We start from the raw sequence: 18530 nt of genomic DNA, 5'->3' as shown, positions 1-18530 counted from the left end.
GTCAAGTCTCCCTAAAACGGCTCTCTGCCCTTCGACCATAGCAGTTGCGCCGATCTCGAGGTCAAGGCACCAGCCCGGCAGGCGTGTCGTGCCCAGGTGGTGGATCTCGTAGCCGCGTTCTCGGTCGGGAACAAGCTTCACTGCACTACACAAGTCGGGAATCAGCCAAGAGCTGGCTGGCGGTGGTGGCTGCGGCGCCTCCCACACATGATGCGGATGACCTTGGTGACGGTGTTGATGATCCGCGACGGCTGGACGCTGCTCGACCGGCGCGGCAGCCTTGTGCCGCGCTATAGACCAGTTCTGGTGCTGCGGCGTTCGATCGACACCACGTCGCGCCACGCACCGAGGTGCTGGCCGATGCGTTCGCGACGGCCCACCTCACGAAAGCCGACCCGCTGGTGCAGGGCCAGGCTGGCGGTGTTCTCCGGGAAGATGCCGGACTGCAACGTCCACACCCCGGCGGCCTCGGTGGCCGCGATGTAGGTGTCCAGCAGGGCACGGCCGACGCCGGTGCCGTGGCGATCGGGGTGAACGTAGACGCTGTGTTCGAGCACCCCGGCGTACACACAGCGGCTGGACACCGGCATCGCGGCGATCCACCCCAGCACCTCGCCTCCGGAGTCGAGGGCGACGAATCGGTGCTCCGGCAGGTGGGCCTGGTCCCACTGGGGCCAGGGCGGCGCGGTGGTTTCGAAGCTGGCGTTGCCGGTGTCCAGCCCTGCCTGGTAGACCGACAGCACCTGCTCGGCGTGCTCGGCGAGCATTGCCGTGATGCGCGGCGCGGCGCTCATGGAAGCATCGCCTCGACCTCGGCCGGGGTCTTGCCCATCACGAGGTCGGCGGCGCTGGGGAAGCAGGACACGCAGCGCTGGTTGACCCGATACAGGGTGGCGGTGCCGCGCTTGTCCGACAGCACGAACCGGGCCTCGGCGAGGACCTTGAGGTGGGCGGAGACGGTGGACTGGCCGACCGGGACCCGCTCGACGATCTGGCCGACGGTCATGGGCTCAGGGTGTTCCGCGAGCAGGTTGAGGATCTGCACGCGGGTCGCGTCGGCCAAGGCGCGGAACCAGGCTGCGTAGGTCTCGGCGAGTCGCCGGTCGAGCATGACCGCCCCTTTCATCGTTAATCGACGATAGACGATGAAAGGGGCGGCGGGAAGCGGCCGGTCAGGCGCCGGTGGGGACCAGTTCGGCCAGCAGCCCACGGACCCGGTGGTCGATGTCCTCGCGGATCGGGCGGACGTGCTCGACGTCCTGGCCCGCGGGGTCGGCCAGGTCCCAGTTGAGGTACCGCTTGCCCGGGTAGACCGGGCAGGCGTCGCCGCAGCCCATGGTGATCACCACGTCGGCGGCCCGCACGGCGTCGTCGGTCAGCGGCTTGGGGAACTCCTGCGACAGGTCCAGCCCGAGTTCGGCCATGGCCTCGACCACGGCCGGGTTGATCGTGTCCGCGGGTGCCGACCCGGCAGAGCGGACGGTGACCCGACCGGCCGCGTGGTGGTGCAGCAGGGCGGCGGCCATCTGGGAGCGCCCGGCGTTGTGGACACAGACGAACAGCACCTCGGGCAGCTCGGACACGACGGCTCCTTGGTTCTTGGCGATGGCGCGCAGGCGTTCGGCGGCGAAGCGGGTGGCCAGCACGGGCAGGTGGGTGTGGACGCGGGCGGTGGCGGCGAGCAGGTCGTAGGAGTCGTCGATGACCTCGCGGATGGTCTCCACGGAGAACACTTCGCCCAGGGTGCGGGCGAGGTCGTTCGCGGCGTGGTCCAGCAGGGTGTCGGCGTCGGCGGGTTGGCAGGCTTCGAGGTTGCAGCAGCGGTCGTCAGGCGGAGGGTGCCGTGTCATGACCGGGTCTTTCGGAGACGGTGGCAGTGGACGGTGCGAAGAAGCGGCGTGCCAACAGGGCGGCATAGACCAGGGCGACCAGCACGGGCACCTCGATGAGCGGGCCGACCACGCCCGCGAGGGCTTGGCCGCTGGTGGCGCCGAAGGTCGCGATGGCCACCGCGATGGCGAGCTCGAAGTTGTTGCCCGCGGCGGTGAACGCGAGGGTGGTGGTCCGTTCGTAGGGCAGGCCGATGGCCTTGCCCAGCACGAAGGATCCGGTCCACATGATCGCGAAGTAGACCAGCAGGGGCAGCGCGATGCGGGCCACGTCCAGGGGACGGCTGGTGATCTGGCCACCCTGCAGGGCGAACAGCACCACGATGGTGAACAGCAACCCGTACAGCGCGAGCGGGCCGACGCGGGGCAGGAACCGGGTCTCGTACCAGTCCCGGCCCCTGGCACGCTTGCCCAGGCGGCGGGACAGGTACCCGGCCAGCAGGGGGATGCCCAAGAAGATCAGTACCGAGCGGGCGATGGCCCAGCCGGACACGGCGAGGTCGGCCTGCGGCAGGCCGAGCCATCCGGGCAGCACCGCGAGGTAGAACCAGCCCAGCACCCCGAAGGCGAGGACCTGGAACACCGAGTTCAGCGCGACCAGCACGGCGGCGGCCTCGCGGTCGCCACCGGCGAGGTCGTTCCAGATGATGACCATCGCGATGCACCGGGCCAACCCGACGATGATCAGCCCGGTGCGGTAGTCGGGCAGGTCCGGTAGCAGCAGCCAGGCCAGCGCGAACATCAGCGCCGGGCCCAGCACCCAGTTCAGCAGCAGGGAGGGCAACAGCAGGCGCCGGTCGCGGGTGACGGTGTCCAGCCGGTCGTAGCGGACTTTGGCCAGTACCGGGTACATCATGATCAGCAGGCCGAGCGCGATCGGCAGCGAGATCCCATCCACCTGGACGGCGTCGATCGCCGCGCCCAGGCCGGGGATCACGCGACCCGTGGCAAGGCCCGCCAGCATGGCGGCAAGGATCCAGGCCGGCAGGAACCGGTCCAGCGTGGACAGCTTGCCCACCACGCCACGATCGGTTGCCGTGCTCATGCGGTCACCGGCTCGGCCTGGTCGGGCGCCATGAGCACCGTGGACAGCGTCTGCAACGCAGTGGGCAGCACCCGGTAGTACACCCAGGTCCCGCGCCGCTCACCGTCGATGATTCCGGCCTCGCGCAGCACCTTGAGGTGGTGGGAGATCGTCGGGCCGGTCAGGTCGAAGGCGTCGGTCAGGTCGCACACGCACGCCTCGCCCCCGGCGTGGGAGGCGATCAGCGACAGCAGCCGCAGCCGCACCGGGTCGGCCAGGGCCTTGAACACCCGCGCCAGCTCGACCGACTGGTCCTCGGTCAGGGGCTGGCGCATCAAGGGCGAGCAGCACAGCGACTCGACCGGGACGAGCGGCAACTGTTTAGACATGCATCTAGGTTGACAGACATCTATCTAGAGCGCAATCTGGCAACGCACTGATTCGATGAACGTCTATCCAAGGGTGATGTCATGTCCCGTGTGCAGCTGGCCCTGCGAGTGGCCGACCTGGAAGCCTCGATCGCCTTCTACACCAAGCTGTTCGGCGTCGAACCAGCCAAACGCCGTCCCGGCTACGCCAACTTCGCCGTCACCGAGCCACCGTTGAAGCTGGTACTGCTGGCGGGCGAGCCAGGCCAGGAGACGGTGATGGACCACCTCGGGGTGGAGGTCGAGTCCAGCGAGCAGGTCACCGAGGCCAGCGAGCGGCTGTCCGCCCTCGGGCTGTTCACCGACGTGGAGAACGACACCACCTGCTGCTACGCCGTGCAGGACAAGGTCTGGGTACACGGCCCCGGCAAGGAGCCCTGGGAGGTCTACGTCGTCAAGGCCGACTCGCAGGCGTACGGCACCGACCCTGAATTGACCGCTGCCGGGTGTTCCACCGACACCGAGCAGCAGGCTACGGCCAAGCCCACTGGCTGCTGCGGCTGACGGTGACCTACCGGAGGCTGGTGGTGCCCCCGCCAGCCTCCGCACCCAGCATCGTCGCTCCACAACATCCGCTACTACCGATGTGTGCTCTGGATGTTGATCGTTTACTGATCCGCGGCGTCTTGGGTTTCTTCGCCCGGCCGTTCTTCGAGCACTTTCACGAGGGCCGTGGCGATGAGGGCCACGGGCCGATCATCGTCGTGGGCCAGTTGCTGAAGGATGTCCAGCGCGATGGTCCCCGGCATCTCGGCGAGTGCCTGGGTCAGTCGCATCCGCACCGCCGAGTCCGCGGTGTGTGCGGCGAGTTCGTCAACCAGCGCACTCAGGATCCGGTCTGTCCACTGCGCGTCCCGCGCCAACGTTCCCAAGAGCTCGGCCGCCTCGACATCGTTCGGGCCCTCGACCACCATGCCGACCAGTGCCGGCACAGCACGGGTCACGCCCCGCGCCCCCAGTGCGAGAGCGGCATGTCTGCGGACCGTCGCGTCCGTGTCCCCGAGCGCGTCCGTGAGCATCGCGGTCGCCTCGTCGCCGGGTAGCTCGGCGAGCGCCAGGACCGCGCGCCGCCGGACGTCGACGTCCTCGGAGGCCATGCCGGTTGCCAGGCTCGCCACACCGTCACCGCCGGCCCGCGCGAGGGCCCACCGCAGGGCCCCGGCAACGTTCGGATCGGATTCGGTGAGGACCGCCTCTGCCAGCAGCTCGGCGGGAACCGAGGCATGCTCGGCCGGGGCCAGGACGGCCTGCTGTCGCCGCGCGGCGCTGTGCGAACCCAGTCCGTGCAGGAGTTCGACGATGCGCGCGACGTCCTGCCAGCCGGCGGGTTCGGCCGCATCGACCGTACGGAGCCGTTCGAGGAGCTCTTGCTCCTGGTTCAGTCGTTCTTCGGTCCTTCGGATGAGGTCGCCGACCAGCGCTGCCGGGGTGAATCCGGGATCGTCGAGAGTGCGTGCGATCTGACGCAGTGACAGTCCCAGGGCCCGCAGGCCCTCCACGTGGAAGATCCGCCGGATGTCCTCGGGTGTGTATTCCCGGTAGCCACCCACGGTGCGGCCTGTCGGTCGTACCAGCCCGAGCGAGTCGTAGTGCCTGAGCATCCGGGCGCTCACTCCCGAGCGGCGCGCCACCTCACCGATCAGCACGCAGTTGTCTCCTCCCGGTCCGGACCGAGCGCGACGACCCGCCTCGCTTCATCGACGGCGAGGTCGAATCCGGCATCTGGGTCGCGCAGGAGCCGCTCCGTGGCGCTGGCATGCGCACGCACCGCCGGGTCGTGACGTGCCAGTGCCGTTCGCAGGACCGGCTCGACCACGTCGCCGAGCGCGACGAGGGCGCGGCTCAAGCTCAACCGTACCTCCCGGTCACCGCGGCCGAATTGTGTGGCCAGTTCCGCGGCCAGCGCTTCCTTCTCCCTGTCGGGCACGAGAATGACGGCAGCGCGCCACGCACTCCGCGCGACCTCGTCGTCGGCGTCGTGCAGCAACGACCGCGTGATCGCGGGCCACGCGTTCCTGTCCCCGATCTTGGACAGGGTGTGCAACGCCTGGCTCCGGGCCTGAGCGCGTTCGGAACGAAGCTCCGCGCGCAGTTTCGGAACCGTAATCTCCGACGGGAGACGGGTCAGCGCCCACGTGAGCATGTCACGCACGAAGAAGTCCGGCTCGATCGCGCACCGTGCCACGAGCGCGTCGACGAAACCGGGCTCGGGATGCGTACCGATTGCCAGGGCAGCCTTCAACCGCGTGGACGAGTTCCCGGCGGCCAGTGCGTCGAGCAGTCGCGTGTCCTGTGGATTCCTGTGTGTCGAGTTGATGGGGACCACCTCCGACAGCCAGTGAAGACCTTGTCACAGTGACAAGGTCAAGGTCACGGGCGAGCCGCCGTGGAGATCGGCGTGCTCCACGACGTCCTCATGAACGTCCACGTCCTCGCCGACCCGGCAGGGCGGCTGCTGTGGACCTCGCCGGCATTGCCCGGCTCGGCCCACGACCTGACCGCGGCCCGCACCCACGGCATCATCGACGCCCTCACCACAGCCGACATCCCCTGCTGAGCGGACAAGACCTACCGGTCAACCGCTCGCAAGCCCCCGTCCGGTGCCCTGAGCGAACAAGCCGTTTCGATCCTCAAAGCCTGGCGGCCACCGCGCAGACTCCGCTGCTCCACCACCCGGATCACCGACCCGACCCGAACCGTCCTCGCACTTCACCCCGCCGCCAGATGAGGTTGGTCACCAGCGCGCGCTTTCGTTAAATGGACAATTGGTTGAGGGCGTAGTCGAGCGCGTCGGTGAGGTGTTGGGGTGAGCCTGTGATCGCGGTCATCGTGGTGCCGCCGCACACGGCTGCGGTGATTGCTGATGCGATCTTGCTGGCATCGACACTGTGAGCGACTTCGCCTGCGGATTGCATTTGCTCGATGTCTCGCCGAATGCTGTTATTCCATTGATGAATGATTTGCGATACGACAGCCTTTTCGCCTGGTGTTGCGGCTGCGAGATGGCTTGCCAATATATATTGCGGGCAGGCTTCACCATGGCGATCATGTTGTTTGAGCATCTGATCGCGCCATCTTCTCCATGCTTGCCGTGTGGTCAGCGGACCGGCGCCATCGTGGATTCTTTGCAGGATCCGTTCTGTCTCGTGTTGAGCGACCTCGAGCAATAGTTGCTCTTTCCCGTCCGGGAAGTAGTGAAACAACTGACTCTTGCTGGTTTCGGTACGTGCTCGAATCTCGTCGAGTGTGACCGTGCCGGTACCTTGTTCGAGAAGAAGCTCGATAGCGCCGGACAGGATGCGGGCGCGGGTGTGTTGACCTTTGGCGGTGTTGCCACTGGGCATGGCACCCAGACTAGCAAGACTGGACTTGCGGGTCCATTTTTGTTGGCGGAGGCTGGACATCAGCACGACGCTCAGGCTGCTAGGTGCGGCATCGTTGCGAGTGGAATGGTTGATCGGCCCGGAGGAGGGAGTACGTGATGAGTCGGCGGACTGTTTTGGTGACTGGTGCGACCGGTACCACTGGTTCCAGGGTGCTGGCTGGATTACGTCAACGTGGTGTTGCGGTACGGCCAGCATCTCGACGGGGTGCCCCGGCCTTCGACTGGGGGGACCAGGACACCTGGGTCGATGCCTTGGTTGATATCGATACCCTCTACGTCGTTCCGCCGATCGAAGATTCTCCGACAGGGGTTCCTCGGGGTATGGGTGATATTTCTGGTTTTTGCAAGTACGCCGTGAAGCAGGGTGTTGACAGGTTCGTATTGCTCTCTGCCCGTTCGGGTCGTGCCGGAAACCCTGAGGTGGTTGCCGTGGAAGATGTCGTGAAGGCATTGGGGGTGGAGTGGACGATCCTTCGTCCGTCCGCGTTTCATCAGAACTTCGCGGAAAACTTTCAATTGAATTCCGCGAACCCGCTGCGGCAATCTATTGTCGACGGCAGTCTGGAAGCAATGGACCTGGGTTCGCCGATCGACTTCATCGATGCCGCCGACATCGCCGACGTGGCGGTTGAGACCCTGGTGGGCACCGGTCACCACGGTCAAACCTACGAACTTTCAGGTCCTCGGGCGTTCCCGTTCGCAGAGGCGGTGCGGATCATTGCCCGAACGCTCGATCGTCCGATCCAGTACACTGAATTTCAGCCGACTGCTTGGTTCGAACGACTCCGCGCGACCGGAGTCGATGAAACCGTGATCGGTCTGGTCGAACACGTGCTACACAGCCATGACAGCGGCGTGTTCGCCGGAGAGTTCGACACGGTCGAACGGCTACTGCAACGCCCTCCAAGGTCGTTCGAAGCATACGTCCGGGAGACTGCTGCCCTGGGTGTTTGGGACATGAACCAAGCCGCCAACAAGGCAATGCAGCATCAACGGTGAACGGTTCTGCATCACCGGATCGGAGGGCATCTGCTGGATGCGGGGCATCTCATAAACCGGCTGCGGTGTCGGCGACGTTCGACGAACCCAATCTTGTGTCATGCGCAGGTCTGGTACCGGTGATGCAACTGGTCGAACATGCCGGTCTGGCTGACGCAGTGACCTTCGGACATCTTCTCCCACCGGCTGCATATCGCCCCCAGTCCGCGTAGGTCTGCGTCCCCATTGAGCTAGCGTGCTGGCCCGGCCGATTGGCGGGGCCAGCACGCCGTGCACCTCATCGGCTGGCTGTCCCTGCGCACCGAGCTGATCCTCTCCGCGCTGCGCACCCCCTCGTTCCGCGACCAGCTCGCCGACCGCGAACGGATCGCACGCGATGCGCACACCGCGAGCATCACCGCGACCTTCGACGCCCTCGGGGTCACCCCGCCCGCCGATCCGGCGTTCCTGGCACTCATCGTGCACACGCTGGAGGCGGACCGTGCGCACGGACGTCCGCTACTGCCGAACTGAACCCGATACCCGGGGCGGCTGAAGCCACCGAGAAGAACAAGACTGTTGTTTTCTGACATCGCCAAGCACCCTCGATGCCACTGATCACCGACTCGCGGGGAGACGAGAGGCTTGACCAGTAGCGAGATCGACATCGAGCAGCAGCACCTGGCGACCCTCTACACCTGGGTGGACGCCCTGCGCGAACAGGCGGCGACCCACTTGGCAGCCGCGCGAGACGCTGGCCGGGGCGGGGACGCGGTGGCGTTCTGGCAGGCGGAACTGACCCGCTTGGAGTCCGCCGAGCACGGGCTGTGCTTCGGCCGGCTGGATATGCAGGAGGGCCGCCGTGTCCACGTCGGCAGGCTGGGTCTGTTCCGGGAGGGGGATGACGAGCCGTTGTTGGTCGACTGGCGCGCACCGGTTGCCCGGCCGTTCTACACGGCGACCCCGACCGCCACACACGGCGTCCGGAGGCGGCGACACATCACCACACGTGGGCGGATGGTCGTCGCGCTCAACGACGAACTGCTCGACCTGGACACCGCAGGCGAGGACAACCTGATCGGGGAGGCCGCGTTGCTGGCGGCGCTTGCCGCGGTCCGAACCGGGCGGATGCGCGACATCGTCACGACCCTGCGGGCCGAACAGGACCAGATCATCCGCGACGGGTACCCCGGAGTGCTTGTGGTGCAGGGTGGCCCAGGTACCGGCAAGACCGCGGTCGCCCTGCACCGGCTGGCCTACCTGCTCTACACCCACCCGCACCTGCGCACCCGGGGCGTCCTGGTCGTTGGCCCCAGCCAGATCTTCCTGGACTACATCGGGCAGGTCCTGCCCGGTTTGGGCGAGCACACCGTCGTGACGGCCACCATCGCCGATCTGCGTCCGAACATCCGGGCCAGCCGCGTGGATCCGCCCGCGACCGCCGAGGCCAAGGGCCGGGTGGACATGGCCGATCGGGTAGCGGCCGCGGTGCGCTCGCGGGTGCGGACTCCCGACGAGCCGGTCGAGGTCGAGTTCGAACAGCAGACGCTGCGGCTTGACCCGCACAGCTGCCGCCGCGCCGTGGACACGGCAAGGCGGACTGGGCTTCCGCACAACCAGGCCAGACTCGTCTTTCAACAGCAGGTTGTGGACCTGCTCGCGCAGGGCCTGATCGAGCGCATGGAGCGCGTGGTGCTCACCGAGACCGGCCACGCCCTCGACGGTGGCAGTCCCGACGGACGGCTCAGCGAGGCCGACCTGCGCGCGCTGGCGGCCGCCGGCGTCGTGATCGGCTCCGATGAGCACGAGGACGATCTCAACGGTCCCAGGAGCCTGCTGGATCAGACCGACAGAGCCCGCCTGCGGGACGCACTGCTGGCCGACACCACCGTGCGGAACACGCTCGACGAACTGTGGCCGCCACTGACCCCGCAGGACGTGGTGGCCGACCTGCTCGGCACTTCGTCCGGCGGCTGGAGCGTCGAGGACATCCCGCTGCTGGACGAGGCCGCCGCCGTGATCGGTGACCGTGCTGGCGGGGTGACGTTCGGGCATGTGGTCGTCGACGAGGCGCAGGAACTGTCCGCGATGGCCTGGCGGATGCTGATGCGCCGATGCCCCACCAAGTCGATGATCCTCGTCGGCGACCTCGCCCAGACCGGCGATCCGGCAGGCGCCACGTCCTGGGACGGCGTGCTGCGGCCGCACCTCGACGATCGCTGGCGGCTGGCCCAACTCACCGTCAACTACCGCACTCCGGCGGAGATCATGGCCGCCACCGCCGACCTGGTCGCCGCGCACCATCCCGGACTGCGGCCACCCCGATCGGTCCGCTCCACCAGTCAACCACCGTGGCGTGTGCGTACCACCCACACCGACCTGCCCCAGGTTGTCGCCGAACTCGCCGGAACACACACCGACGGACAGCTCGCGATCATCGCCCTGTCAGTCCACCTTGGTCGGCTGGCGGCGGCCCTGTCCGTCGCCACGCCGACCGACCTCACCGGCACGGTCGTGTTGCTCACGCCCAGCCAGGCCAAAGGACTGGAATTCGACTCGGTGCTGATCGCCGATCCGGCCGCGATTCTCGCCGCACCCCTGGGCCACAACGACCTCTACGTGGCCATGACCCGGGCCACCCAGCGGCTCGGTGTCGTGCATCCCGGCCCGCCACCAGCCGAGTTGGCGGGTATGCGGGAACGCACACCCTGACCTGGCCGGACGGTCCCAACACCTCACCCCTGTGCGAGTAGCGGAACCAGTTGAACAGCTCCATCGCCGACCGCTACTGGCGCCACCGGGAGGGCCGGTACGGCTGGTAGCAGCAGTTCCGGTCAAATCCGAGGAACACTCGCTAATGGTCAGAGTGGCCATGGGTGAGACGGCATCAACACGGCCGGCTGGCCGTGGCGCGCAGCAAGCCGACGGTCACCGTGGCCGCGCGGACACCGGATGTGCGAGACCTTGTACGGTAGTGTTTAGTTTGATGGTGGACGTACAAGGAGGGTGGGGGCTATGCGAGCGATCGGCCTGACCGAGTTCGGCGGACCCGAGGTGCTGCGGGTGATCGAGCTGCCCGATCCGGTGCCCGGCAGCGGTGAGGTGCGCATCCGGGTACACGCCGCCTCGGTCAACCCCACCGACACGGTGCTCCGCTCCGGCACCACGAGCGTGCGGTTCAACGGCCGTCCCGGACCGTACGTGCCGGGTATGGACGCGGCGGGCGTGGTCGACGCGATCGGACCGGACACCGACACCCCGCTCCGACAGGGGGATGCGGTGATCGCGATCGTCCGTCCCTACGGGCCGCGCGGCGGCGCCTACGCCGAGTTTGTCGTGGTGCCCGCGGAGTCGGTGGTGCCGATTCCGTCCGGTGTGGGCTTTCCGGCCGCCTCGACGCTGCTGATGAACGCCCTCACCGCTCGTCTCGGGCTGGACCTGCTCGCGGTGCCGGCCGGTGGCACCGTCGCGGTGACCGGAGCGGCCGGGGCCTTCGGCGGGTACGCGGTGCAGCTGGCCAAGAGCGATGGGCTGCGCGTGCTGGCCGACGCTTCGGCGGCCGACACGCAACTGGTGGCCGATCTGGGCGCCGACGAGGTGGTGCGGCGCGGTGACGACGTCGCCGATCGGTTCCGCGCTCTCGCGCCCGACGGGGTGGACGGCGTGCTCGACGGGGCGATGCTGCACGAGCTGGTCGTCCCGGCGATCCGGGACGGTGGCGGGATCGCCGTCATCCGTGGCTGGGACGGCCCGGTCGACCGTGGTGTCCGGGTGCACCCGGTCTGGGTCAACGAGGTGGCCACCGACCACGCCCGGCTGCTCCGGCTGCGGGACCAGGCCGAGGCGGGCGAGCTGACTCTGCGCGTGGCCGACGTGGTGCCCGCCGACCAGGCGGCCCAGGCGCACCGGCGGCTGGCCGAGGGCGGGGTGCGGGGCCGTCTCGTGCTGGACTTCACCTCCGTGTAGTGCGGTGCCCACCGAGGTCCGCACAGGCGGCACGGTCCCGGGGGAAACCGAGAGTCCCTAGGCCGGTGGCGGCTGGTGGAGGCGGAGTTGCAGCCAGCAGGACAGCCTGTCGTCGGGATGGCCGAGGAGGTCGACGCCAAACAGGTCGTGGACGCGGCGCAGCCGGTACTTCAGTGTGTTGGGATGGATGGTCAGGTGCCGGGCCGCGTCGCCGATGTTGCCCGCGGCGTCCAGCCAGGCGGTCACTGACGCCGCATAGTGCGTGCGGCGGGTGCGGTCGTACTCGAGCATCGCTTCGATTCCTGGGTGGCGCAGACCTGGATGGCGGGCCAGCTCGTCCGACAGGTGGGTGAGGAGCACGCTGGCGTGGACCTCGCCGAGTGTGGCGACTGGGCGGCCGTGGGGATCTGCTGTGGTGACGCGCAGGATGTCGGCTACTTCTGTGCGCAGTGAGGGGACCTCGGATGCGTCGCTGGTGGTGCGGCTCAGGGCGCAGCGGACAGGAGCGTCCAGTGTTCTGCCGAGGGCCGCGACCGCTTGCTCGGCGAGGCGGCGGGCGGTAGCTGGTGGGTCGTTGGGCAGCAGAACGTAGACCGTGCGGTTGATCGTGGCGGTGGCCGCCGAGGCGGACACCGCTGACCAGTGGCGTGCCGCGGCCGTGCTGAGGTTGGCGTCCAGTGGTGGCTCGCCGAGTGCTGGTGCGAAGCCCAGCAGTGTCAGGCGCGGTGGATCGGGTAGGCCGAGGCGGACACGGGCTTCGCTGGAGGTGCCGTCGCCGACCAGCAGGCTGCGCAGCGCGTCTTCTCTGGTCTGACGGTCGAGTTCGGCGGCACCCCAGTGGCGCAGCAGATGTGTGGCGGCGAGCTGGGCGCCGTCGAGGAGGGCGGACTCGCCCGTCCCGTCTATCGGTGCCGCGCCCTCGATCGCCCAGATCGTGCCCAGTGGTCGCTCGCCCGCTCGGATGGCGACGGCCGCGCGGGGCAGTTCGTCCGGGGCGAGGATCGGCAGTCGCACGACGCCCGTCGCTGCCAGGACCTGCCGGTACTGGTGCAGCTGTTCGGGCTGGTCGGGGACGCGGCGGTCCAGGATGCCGCGGCGGCGCAGGTCGTCGATGTGCTGCTCGGGGATCGACGAGTAGGCGAGCACGCGGTTGTCCAGGTCCTCGATCGACACGGAACCGCCGATCACCGCCGCCATGGCGTCCGCGAGGGCGTAGAGCTCCTCGCTGGTGCCGCCGGTGTTTGGCGATTCCGACATCAGCATCGGCGAAGTATAGGCAGTTCCGCCAACGACGAGACGATCTCCGCTCTCCAGAATTGGAGCAATCCACGGAACGGAGGGAGGCCGCGTTGGGAACCGGTGTGTCGTTTCGTCAGCAGCTGCTCAGGCGCAAACCAGTGGACGCGTTCCGCACCGACGCCACGTCCGCACCCGAAGGCAGTGCCCTGCGCCGCACCATGGGTACCTTCCAGCTCACGATGATCGGCATCGGCGGCACGATCGGCACCGGCATCTTCTTCACGCTCAACGCGACCGTACCCAAGGCCGGACCCGCGGTGATCCTGTCGTTCGTCCTCGGCGCGGTCACGGCGGCACTGACCGCGCTGTGCTACGCCGAACTGGCTTCCGCCGTCCCAGTCTCCGGGTCCTCGTACTCCTACGCCTATGCGACGCTCGGCGAGCTCGCCGCGGTCGCCGTGGGCTGGTGTCTGTTGTTGGAGTACGCCGTCTCCGCCGGGGTCATCGCGGTCACCTGGGGCCAGTACCTCAACGAACTGACCGAGCGGTTGTTCGGTGCCCAGATGCCCGCGGCCATCTCCGCACCGCCCGGCGCAGGTGGCTTCATCAACCTGCCCGCCGTGATCCTGGTGGGACTGTGCTGCCTGTTGCTCGTCCGGGGCGCCCGGGAGTCCGCGCTGGTCAACACGGTCATGGTGCTGGTCAAGCTCGGGATCCTCGTGCTGTTCCTCGTGGTCGGCGCGACAGGTTTCAACTCGGACAACCTCCAGCCGTTCGCCCCGATGGGCGTCGCGGGTGTCGGTGCCGCGGCGGCCACCATCTTCTACTCGTTCGTCGGCCTGGACACGGTGTCCACGGCCGGTGAGGAGGTCCGTAACCCGCGCCGGACGCTGCCGCTGGCCATCATGTTCGCGCTGCTGGTGATCACCGCGGTGTACGTGCTGGTGGCGCTGGTCGGCGTCGGCGCGCAGCCGTGGACGGAGTTCGAGGGCCAGCAGGCCGGTCTGTCCGCGATCCTGGAGAAGGTCACCACAGCGGGCTGGCCCGGACCGGTGTTCTCGGCGGGTGTGGTGGTCTCCGTGGTCAGCGTGATCCTGATCATTTTGTACGGGCAGACGCGCATCCTGTACTCGATGGGCCGGGACGGCATCATCCCGCCGGCCTTCTGCCGGATCGATCCGCGCAGGGGCACGCCGGTGACCGGCACCCTCCTGGTGGGCGGATTCGTCGCGCTGATCGCCGCGGTCGTCCCGCTGGAGCAGTTGGCGAACCTGACCAGCATGGGAGCGCTGGTGGCGTTCGCCGTGGTGTCCATCGGCGTGATCATCCTGCGGCGGCGGGAGCCGAACCTGGAGCGTGGCTTCACGGTGCCCGGCTACCCGGTGGTGCCGCTGCTGTCGATCGGCTGCTGCGCCTACCTGGTCCACGAACTCCCGGTCGACACGTACCTGTTGTTCGGCGGCTGGCTGGTGCTGGCGCTGGTCGTGTACGTGCTCTACGGCCGCCACCACTCGCGGCTCGGTGCCTGAGGATGAGCACCGTTCAGGTCCTGCCACGGCGGGGCACGGCGGCCGTCCTGGCCGCAGTGCTCGTGCTGTCCTCCGCCACCGCGGCGTACGCGGCGCCGGACAACTGAGCTCAGGGAGCAAGTATGAGTCGACGAATGTGGCGTTGTTTGCTCGCTCTCGTAGTCGGAATGGCGGTCGTCCTGCCGACGACCGCGGCGGCGACACCAGGGAGTGACTTGGGGAAACGGATGGATGAGGCGTTGGAGCGGGCCGCATCGCAGTTCGGTGATGCCGGTGTCCAGGCCGTGGCGATCCACAATGGCCAGGTGGTGTGGTCCGGCAAGCGGGGCAAGGCGATCCACGACCCGTCGAAGCCGGTCACGGATCAGGCGATGTTCCCGTACTCCAGTCTCAGCAAGCTGATGGTCGCGACGTTCGCGCTGCACCAGGTCGAGAACGGGGTGCTCGACCTGGACAAGCCGATCTCGGCCTACGTCGGTGACGAGGTGGCGGGATCGCGCGTGGTCACGGTCCGCATGCTGCTCACGCACACCGCCGGCTATCCGGACCTGTACGGTGATCCGGCGACAGCACCGTTGTTCCCACCGGGCGATCAGTACGACCCCGATCGTCCGTACACCTTCGCGATGCTGAACGCCGGGATCCGCCAGCCGGTCAACCCTGGCAGGCGCTTCGAGTACTCCAATACCGGCTACATCATTCTGGGACACGTCCTGGCCAAGACCTCCGGTGGCGACCAGGCGCTGGAGCGTGCCTACCGGAATTTCGTCCGGCGGGCGGGCACCGCGCAGGTTCCGATGACCGACGACGTCCTCACCATGGAACGCACACAGCGAGCCTTCGGTCGTCTCGTGCACGGCTACAACCGCCTCGACAACGGAGAACTGGAGGACTTCTCCACCGCGTACGGCGCGAAGGGCATCCCGACCGACCTGTACGGCCTTCCGTTCACCGACGGGGCGTTCGCCGGCACCGCGACCGGCGCGGGTCTGTTGCTCGACTCGCTGTTCGCCCGCGGGAACCTGCTGCGGCCCGACACAGTGCGCATGATGGTCACGCCATCGCCGCAGGCAGGTCGGAGTCAGGACCCGGACCTCGGTACCTATGGGATGGGGACCTACCAGACCAGGGAGGCTGGACGCACCTGGCAGGGCCACGGCGGCACCTACAGCGGATTCTCCTCGATTGCCGCGACCGATGTCGGCCGCGGCATCACGATCGCTGTGGTCGTCAACGAACTGTCACCGCCGCATCCGGCGACGGTGATCTGGAAGGAGCTGGTCAGGACCGCCTCGTCCGGCAGGTCCTGACACTCTCCTGAACGGTCTTGCCGTCGTCGACCCCTGCCCGGCGACGGCAAGACCGTTGAGGCCGCCACCAAGCCCTGTCACCTGAGACCCGGCATGTCCCTGAGCTGCCTGCGCGAGGTGACACCGAGCTTGCGGAAGATGTTGCGCAGATGAGCGTCTACCGTACGCGGACTGAGGAACAGGCGCGTGGCCACCTCCTTCGACGTCGCGCCCGCCGCTACCTGGCGCGCGACGTGCATCTCCTGCATGGTCAGACGGTCGTAAGTGTGCTTGGACCGGCTGCGGGCCACTTCTCCGGTCGCGCGCAGTTCCTCGGCAGCCCGCTGCGCGAACGCCTCCAGTCCGATCTCCGACAGTTGTTCCTGCGCGGTGCGGAGGTGTTCGCGTGCGTCGAGACGGCGGCCCGCGCGGCGTAACCACTCCCCGTACAGCAAGTGCGCCCGTGCGAGGTTCGGCGGCAGTCGGCTGTCCGTCAAGTGCTTGAGTGCCTCCAGATAGTCGTCTTCGGCATCGCTGACCAGTGCCCGTGTACCTGCCAACACGCCAAGGGCGAGGCTGGTTCCGGCGGGCTCCGTGCGCTCGGCCAAGGAGTCCAGCGCCGACCGCGCGACGGCATTCTCACCACACCTGACCGCGGCCTCCACCAACTCGGGCAGCGCGATACCGGTGATGAAAAGGTCGCCGTCCGCCACGGCTCGGGTAGCCGCGTCCAGCGCGCTCGGATACTCGCCCAAGCCGTTGTGGAGCACAGCCTTCGCCCAGTGTGCGTTCGCGGTCAACTGACCGTTGCCCCGGCTCATGGACTCGGTGAACAGGTCAAGCACCTCCTGGCGGCGGCCTCGCATCGCCGCCAGGTGCACTCTCGGATACAGCTGCGGCAGATCGCCGAGGGCGTCCGCGATCGCTTCCTCCTCGGCGATCGCGGCCATCGCCTGCCCGAAGTCGCCGGTGCACACCGCGGCCAGGGCCACCTGCGACAGGCCGAGCCGGATGGTCATCGGGGACCCCGTGTCCCGCCCGTCGCGTATCAGCCAGTCGATGATCGTCCCGTGCAGGTCGAGGTCCCACAGTTCACCCGCGAGCACCGTGGCCAACGCCGGCGCACGAGTCCAGGCAGCATCCTCGCCGGTGAGAACCTCCCGAAGCGCCGGCAGTCCGGCGCGGTGTCCCTCAGTTCTCAACAACACCAGCGCATCGAGCAGATCCGGCGGTCGCGATGCCGCCGGCGCCGAGCGGGCCGCGTCGAGCACCAGCTCCATCACCCCCGCAGCCCTCGCGACGACGAGCCCCATCTCCAGTGCCGCTACCACGCACTCACGCGATCGTTCCGGGTCGCTGGCGGCGAGCCGCTGTCCGGCCCGCAGGATGAGTTGCGGTCCCTTGACCGCACCGTCCGCACCGTGGACGAACGCGATCCGCCCGCGCAGCAGATCGACGGACGCGTGCTGGAGATCATCCAACGTGTCGGTGTCGATGCTGGCCAGCAGGTCCGCCGCCGCGTTGATCTGGCCCGCCTCCAGCGCCGCCCTCGTGGCCGCGAGGGTGCGCTCGGTCTGCTTGCCGGGGTCAAGGGACAGCACCGCCGCACGTTTGAGGAACGCGGCGGACGCCGCTACACCCCCACGCGCCTGCGCCCGCGACGCCGAGGACTCCAGCTCCTCAGCGACCTGTTCGTCCGGCTCGGCGGTGGCTTGGCCACGGTGCCAGGCCCGCCGATCCGGAGCGACGGCCGGGTCGGTGGCATCGGCCAGCGCCCGATGCGCCGCACGGCGCTGGTTCGGCTCGGCCGCACGGTAGGCGGCCGAGCGCGCCAATGGATGGCAGAAGCGCGCACGCGTGTCGAACAGCACCAGCCCGGACGCCTCGGCGGCGGCGCTCGCGGAGGGCACGTCGATGTCCAGCCGCTGCGCGGCCGCCCACAGCAGACGTGGGTCACCGGTAGGCTCGGCGCTCGCGAGAATCAGTAGCAGCCGTGCGTCCGGGGGCAGTTGCGCGATCCTGGCCCGGAAGCACCGCTCGATCCGGCGCGCGACCGGAGACGGGGTCGGCAGTTCGAAGCCGCCGGCTTTCGGCAACTCGATCAAGGCGAGCGGGTTTCCGCGCGCCTCGGCCAGAAGGTGTTCACGTACCCGCTCATCGAGCGTCACGGTCTTCTCCTCGGCCAGCAACGCACGTGCGTGCGCGTCGCTCAGGCCACCGACCATCAGGCCCGGCAGCTCGTCCAGTTCACGGGGAACGTCCTGGTCGCGGACCGCGAACACCATCGCGATCGGCTCAGCCGCGATGCGTCGCGCCAGGAAAGTCAACGCCCTCGCCGAGGCGACGTCCATCCAGTGCGCGTCATCGACGACGCACAGCACCGGACGTTCCGTCGCGGCGGCCGCGAACAGTTCGAGCACGGCAAGGCCGACGCGGAACGGGTCCGGCGCTCCGTCGGCCAGGCCAAACGCGACCAGCAGGGAGTCGCGGTAGGGAACCGACAGCGTGTCCAGGTGCGGGAGCACCGGAAGGCACAACTGGTGCAGTGCCGCGAATGGCAGCTCACCCTCGAACTCCGACATGGACGCGCGGATGACCTGAAACCGTTCCGGCGTCGCGTGTTCGACATGGTCCAGCAGTGCGCTCTTGCCGATGCCCGGCTCGCCGCGCAGGACAAGCACACCGCCCTCACTCTGTTCCGCCCGACGGACGAGGGCAAGGAGGCGATCGATCTCCTCGTGCCGACCGACGAGCGAGCGGCGGGCGGCCATGAACATCTCACGAGCCATGGGCGGATTCTGCC

17 protein-coding genes and 1 pseudogene are annotated in these 18530 nt (G+C 68.3%); 8 read left to right on the top strand and 10 right to left on the bottom strand.

Translation table 11 applies throughout. The features are described 5' to 3' along the window. Nucleotides 1-290: 290 nt before the first annotated feature. The 5 genes from KALB_RS27570 to KALB_RS27550 form a co-directional block, all read right to left on the bottom strand. The gene (locus KALB_RS27570) at nucleotides 291-794 is read right to left on the bottom strand and encodes a GNAT family N-acetyltransferase (protein WP_025358914.1); all 504 of its coding nucleotides are present in this window, start codon (nucleotides 792-794) and stop codon (nucleotides 291-293) included. Continuing rightward, nucleotides 791-1111, bottom strand: coding sequence for an ArsR/SmtB family transcription factor (locus KALB_RS27565; RefSeq protein WP_030108192.1), 321 nt, complete (start codon nucleotides 1109-1111; stop codon nucleotides 791-793). The genes KALB_RS27570 and KALB_RS27565 overlap by 4 nt, the downstream gene beginning before the upstream one ends. 61 nt (nucleotides 1112-1172) lie before the next feature. Then, complete coding sequence (locus KALB_RS49475; protein WP_025358912.1) at nucleotides 1173-1850, bottom strand: arsenate reductase ArsC; 678 nt, start codon at nucleotides 1848-1850, stop codon at nucleotides 1173-1175. Continuing rightward, nucleotides 1828-2934: an ACR3 family arsenite efflux transporter gene (gene arsB / locus KALB_RS27555; protein ID WP_025358911.1), complete on the bottom strand. Its 1107-nt coding sequence runs from the start codon at nucleotides 2932-2934 to the stop codon at nucleotides 1828-1830. The genes KALB_RS49475 and arsB overlap by 23 nt, the downstream gene beginning before the upstream one ends. Next, nucleotides 2931-3302 (bottom strand): ArsR/SmtB family transcription factor, encoded by a 372-nt coding sequence (locus KALB_RS27550; protein ID WP_025358910.1) that lies wholly within the window; start codon nucleotides 3300-3302, stop codon nucleotides 2931-2933. Before KALB_RS27550 ends, arsB begins: the two co-directional genes overlap by 4 nt. An 81-nt stretch (nucleotides 3303-3383) precedes the next feature. On the opposite strand from KALB_RS27550, the gene KALB_RS27545 reads away from it, so the two are divergent. Further along, nucleotides 3384-3845, top strand: a complete 462-nt coding sequence (locus KALB_RS27545) for an ArsI/CadI family heavy metal resistance metalloenzyme (RefSeq protein WP_025358909.1) — start codon at nucleotides 3384-3386, stop codon at nucleotides 3843-3845. Nucleotides 3846-3949: 104 nt separating this feature from the next. Here the strand turns inward: KALB_RS27545 and KALB_RS27540 are convergent, their stop codons facing one another. Further along, nucleotides 3950-4987 carry a HEAT repeat domain-containing protein gene (locus KALB_RS27540; protein ID WP_025358908.1) on the bottom strand — a complete coding sequence of 346 codons (1038 nt, stop codon included), beginning with the start codon at nucleotides 4985-4987 and terminating at the stop codon, nucleotides 3950-3952. Further along, nucleotides 4981-5667, bottom strand: coding sequence for a HEAT repeat domain-containing protein (locus KALB_RS27535; protein ID WP_201771826.1), 687 nt, complete (start codon nucleotides 5665-5667; stop codon nucleotides 4981-4983). The genes KALB_RS27540 and KALB_RS27535 overlap by 7 nt, the downstream gene beginning before the upstream one ends. A gap of 90 nt (nucleotides 5668-5757) precedes the next feature. On the opposite strand from KALB_RS27535, the pseudogene KALB_RS45780 reads away from it, so the two are divergent. Continuing rightward, nucleotides 5758-6069: pseudogene (locus KALB_RS45780) on the top strand (transposase family protein); the annotation flags it as partial. Nucleotides 6070-6094: 25 nt separating this feature from the next. Here the strand turns inward: KALB_RS45780 and KALB_RS47805 are convergent. Further along, on the bottom strand, nucleotides 6095-6745 hold the full coding sequence (locus KALB_RS47805; RefSeq protein ID WP_236650394.1) for a TetR/AcrR family transcriptional regulator: 651 nt from the start codon (nucleotides 6743-6745) through the stop codon (nucleotides 6095-6097). A 98-nt stretch (nucleotides 6746-6843) separates the two neighbouring features. Between KALB_RS47805 and KALB_RS47800 the strand changes: the two genes are divergently transcribed. From KALB_RS47800 to KALB_RS27510, 4 genes are all read left to right on the top strand, one after another. Continuing rightward, nucleotides 6844-7725: a Rossmann-fold NAD(P)-binding domain-containing protein gene (locus KALB_RS47800; protein ID WP_158510832.1), complete on the top strand. Its 882-nt coding sequence runs from the start codon at nucleotides 6844-6846 to the stop codon at nucleotides 7723-7725. Between the two features lie 270 nt (nucleotides 7726-7995). Next, nucleotides 7996-8238, top strand: coding sequence for a hypothetical protein (locus tag KALB_RS27520; protein WP_025358905.1), 243 nt, complete (start codon nucleotides 7996-7998; stop codon nucleotides 8236-8238). Nucleotides 8239-8349: 111 nt separating this feature from the next. Next, entirely contained in the window at nucleotides 8350-10416 is a 2067-nt protein-coding gene (locus KALB_RS27515) for a HelD family protein (RefSeq protein WP_025358904.1), read from the top strand. 303 nt (nucleotides 10417-10719) lie between these two features. Beyond that, nucleotides 10720-11670, top strand: a complete 951-nt coding sequence (locus tag KALB_RS27510; RefSeq protein ID WP_025358903.1) for a quinone oxidoreductase family protein — start codon at nucleotides 10720-10722, stop codon at nucleotides 11668-11670. A 57-nt stretch (nucleotides 11671-11727) separates the two neighbouring features. On the opposite strand, the gene KALB_RS27505 is transcribed toward KALB_RS27510, so the two are convergent. Next, nucleotides 11728-12933, bottom strand: coding sequence for a PucR family transcriptional regulator (locus KALB_RS27505; RefSeq protein ID WP_025358902.1), 1206 nt, complete (start codon nucleotides 12931-12933; stop codon nucleotides 11728-11730). Between the two features lie 98 nt (nucleotides 12934-13031). On the opposite strand from KALB_RS27505, the gene KALB_RS27500 reads away from it, so the two are divergent. Continuing rightward, the gene (locus KALB_RS27500) at nucleotides 13032-14438 is read left to right on the top strand and encodes an APC family permease (RefSeq protein WP_236650040.1); all 1407 of its coding nucleotides are present in this window, start codon (nucleotides 13032-13034) and stop codon (nucleotides 14436-14438) included. A gap of 167 nt (nucleotides 14439-14605) precedes the next feature. Next, entirely contained in the window at nucleotides 14606-15748 is a 1143-nt protein-coding gene (locus KALB_RS27495; protein ID WP_158510831.1) for a serine hydrolase domain-containing protein, read from the top strand. A gap of 77 nt (nucleotides 15749-15825) precedes the next feature. Here the strand turns inward: KALB_RS27495 and KALB_RS27490 are convergent, their stop codons facing one another. After that, on the bottom strand, nucleotides 15826-18516 hold the full coding sequence (locus KALB_RS27490; protein WP_236650039.1) for an ATP-binding protein: 2691 nt from the start codon (nucleotides 18514-18516) through the stop codon (nucleotides 15826-15828). Between the last annotated feature and the right edge of the window lie 14 nt (nucleotides 18517-18530).

This window comes from Kutzneria viridogrisea DSM 43870, assembly GCF_000525635.1.
GTDB classification, from domain to species: domain Bacteria; phylum Actinomycetota; class Actinomycetes; order Mycobacteriales; family Pseudonocardiaceae; genus Kutzneria; species Kutzneria viridogrisea.
The sequence above is the reverse complement of the archived record's forward strand: the minus strand, read 5'-3'. Positions and strand labels throughout refer to the sequence as shown.

Excerpts from the sequence above, each read along its gene's own strand:
- KALB_RS27565 (WP_030108192.1), bottom strand. The coding sequence starts at position 1,111 with ATGCTCGACCGGCGACTCGCCGAGACCTACGCAGCCTGGTTCCGCGCC.
- arsB (WP_025358911.1), bottom strand. The coding sequence starts at position 2,934 with ATGAGCACGGCAACCGATCGTGGCGTGGTGGGCAAGCTGTCCACGCTG.
- KALB_RS27545 (WP_025358909.1), top strand. The coding sequence starts at position 3,384 with ATGTCCCGTGTGCAGCTGGCCCTGCGAGTGGCCGACCTGGAAGCCTCG.
- KALB_RS47805 (WP_236650394.1), bottom strand. The coding sequence starts at position 6,745 with ATGTCCAGCCTCCGCCAACAAAAATGGACCCGCAAGTCCAGTCTTGCT.
- KALB_RS27505 (WP_025358902.1), bottom strand. The coding sequence starts at position 12,933 with ATGCTGATGTCGGAATCGCCAAACACCGGCGGCACCAGCGAGGAGCTC.
- KALB_RS27490 (WP_236650039.1), bottom strand. The coding sequence starts at position 18,516 with ATGGCTCGTGAGATGTTCATGGCCGCCCGCCGCTCGCTCGTCGGTCGG.
- KALB_RS27495 (WP_158510831.1), top strand. The coding sequence starts at position 14,606 with ATGGCGGTCGTCCTGCCGACGACCGCGGCGGCGACACCAGGGAGTGAC.
- KALB_RS49475 (WP_025358912.1), bottom strand. The coding sequence starts at position 1,850 with ATGACACGGCACCCTCCGCCTGACGACCGCTGCTGCAACCTCGAAGCC.
- KALB_RS27550 (WP_025358910.1), bottom strand. The coding sequence starts at position 3,302 with ATGTCTAAACAGTTGCCGCTCGTCCCGGTCGAGTCGCTGTGCTGCTCG.
- KALB_RS27570 (WP_025358914.1), bottom strand. The coding sequence starts at position 794 with ATGAGCGCCGCGCCGCGCATCACGGCAATGCTCGCCGAGCACGCCGAG.
- KALB_RS27510 (WP_025358903.1), top strand. The coding sequence starts at position 10,720 with ATGCGAGCGATCGGCCTGACCGAGTTCGGCGGACCCGAGGTGCTGCGG.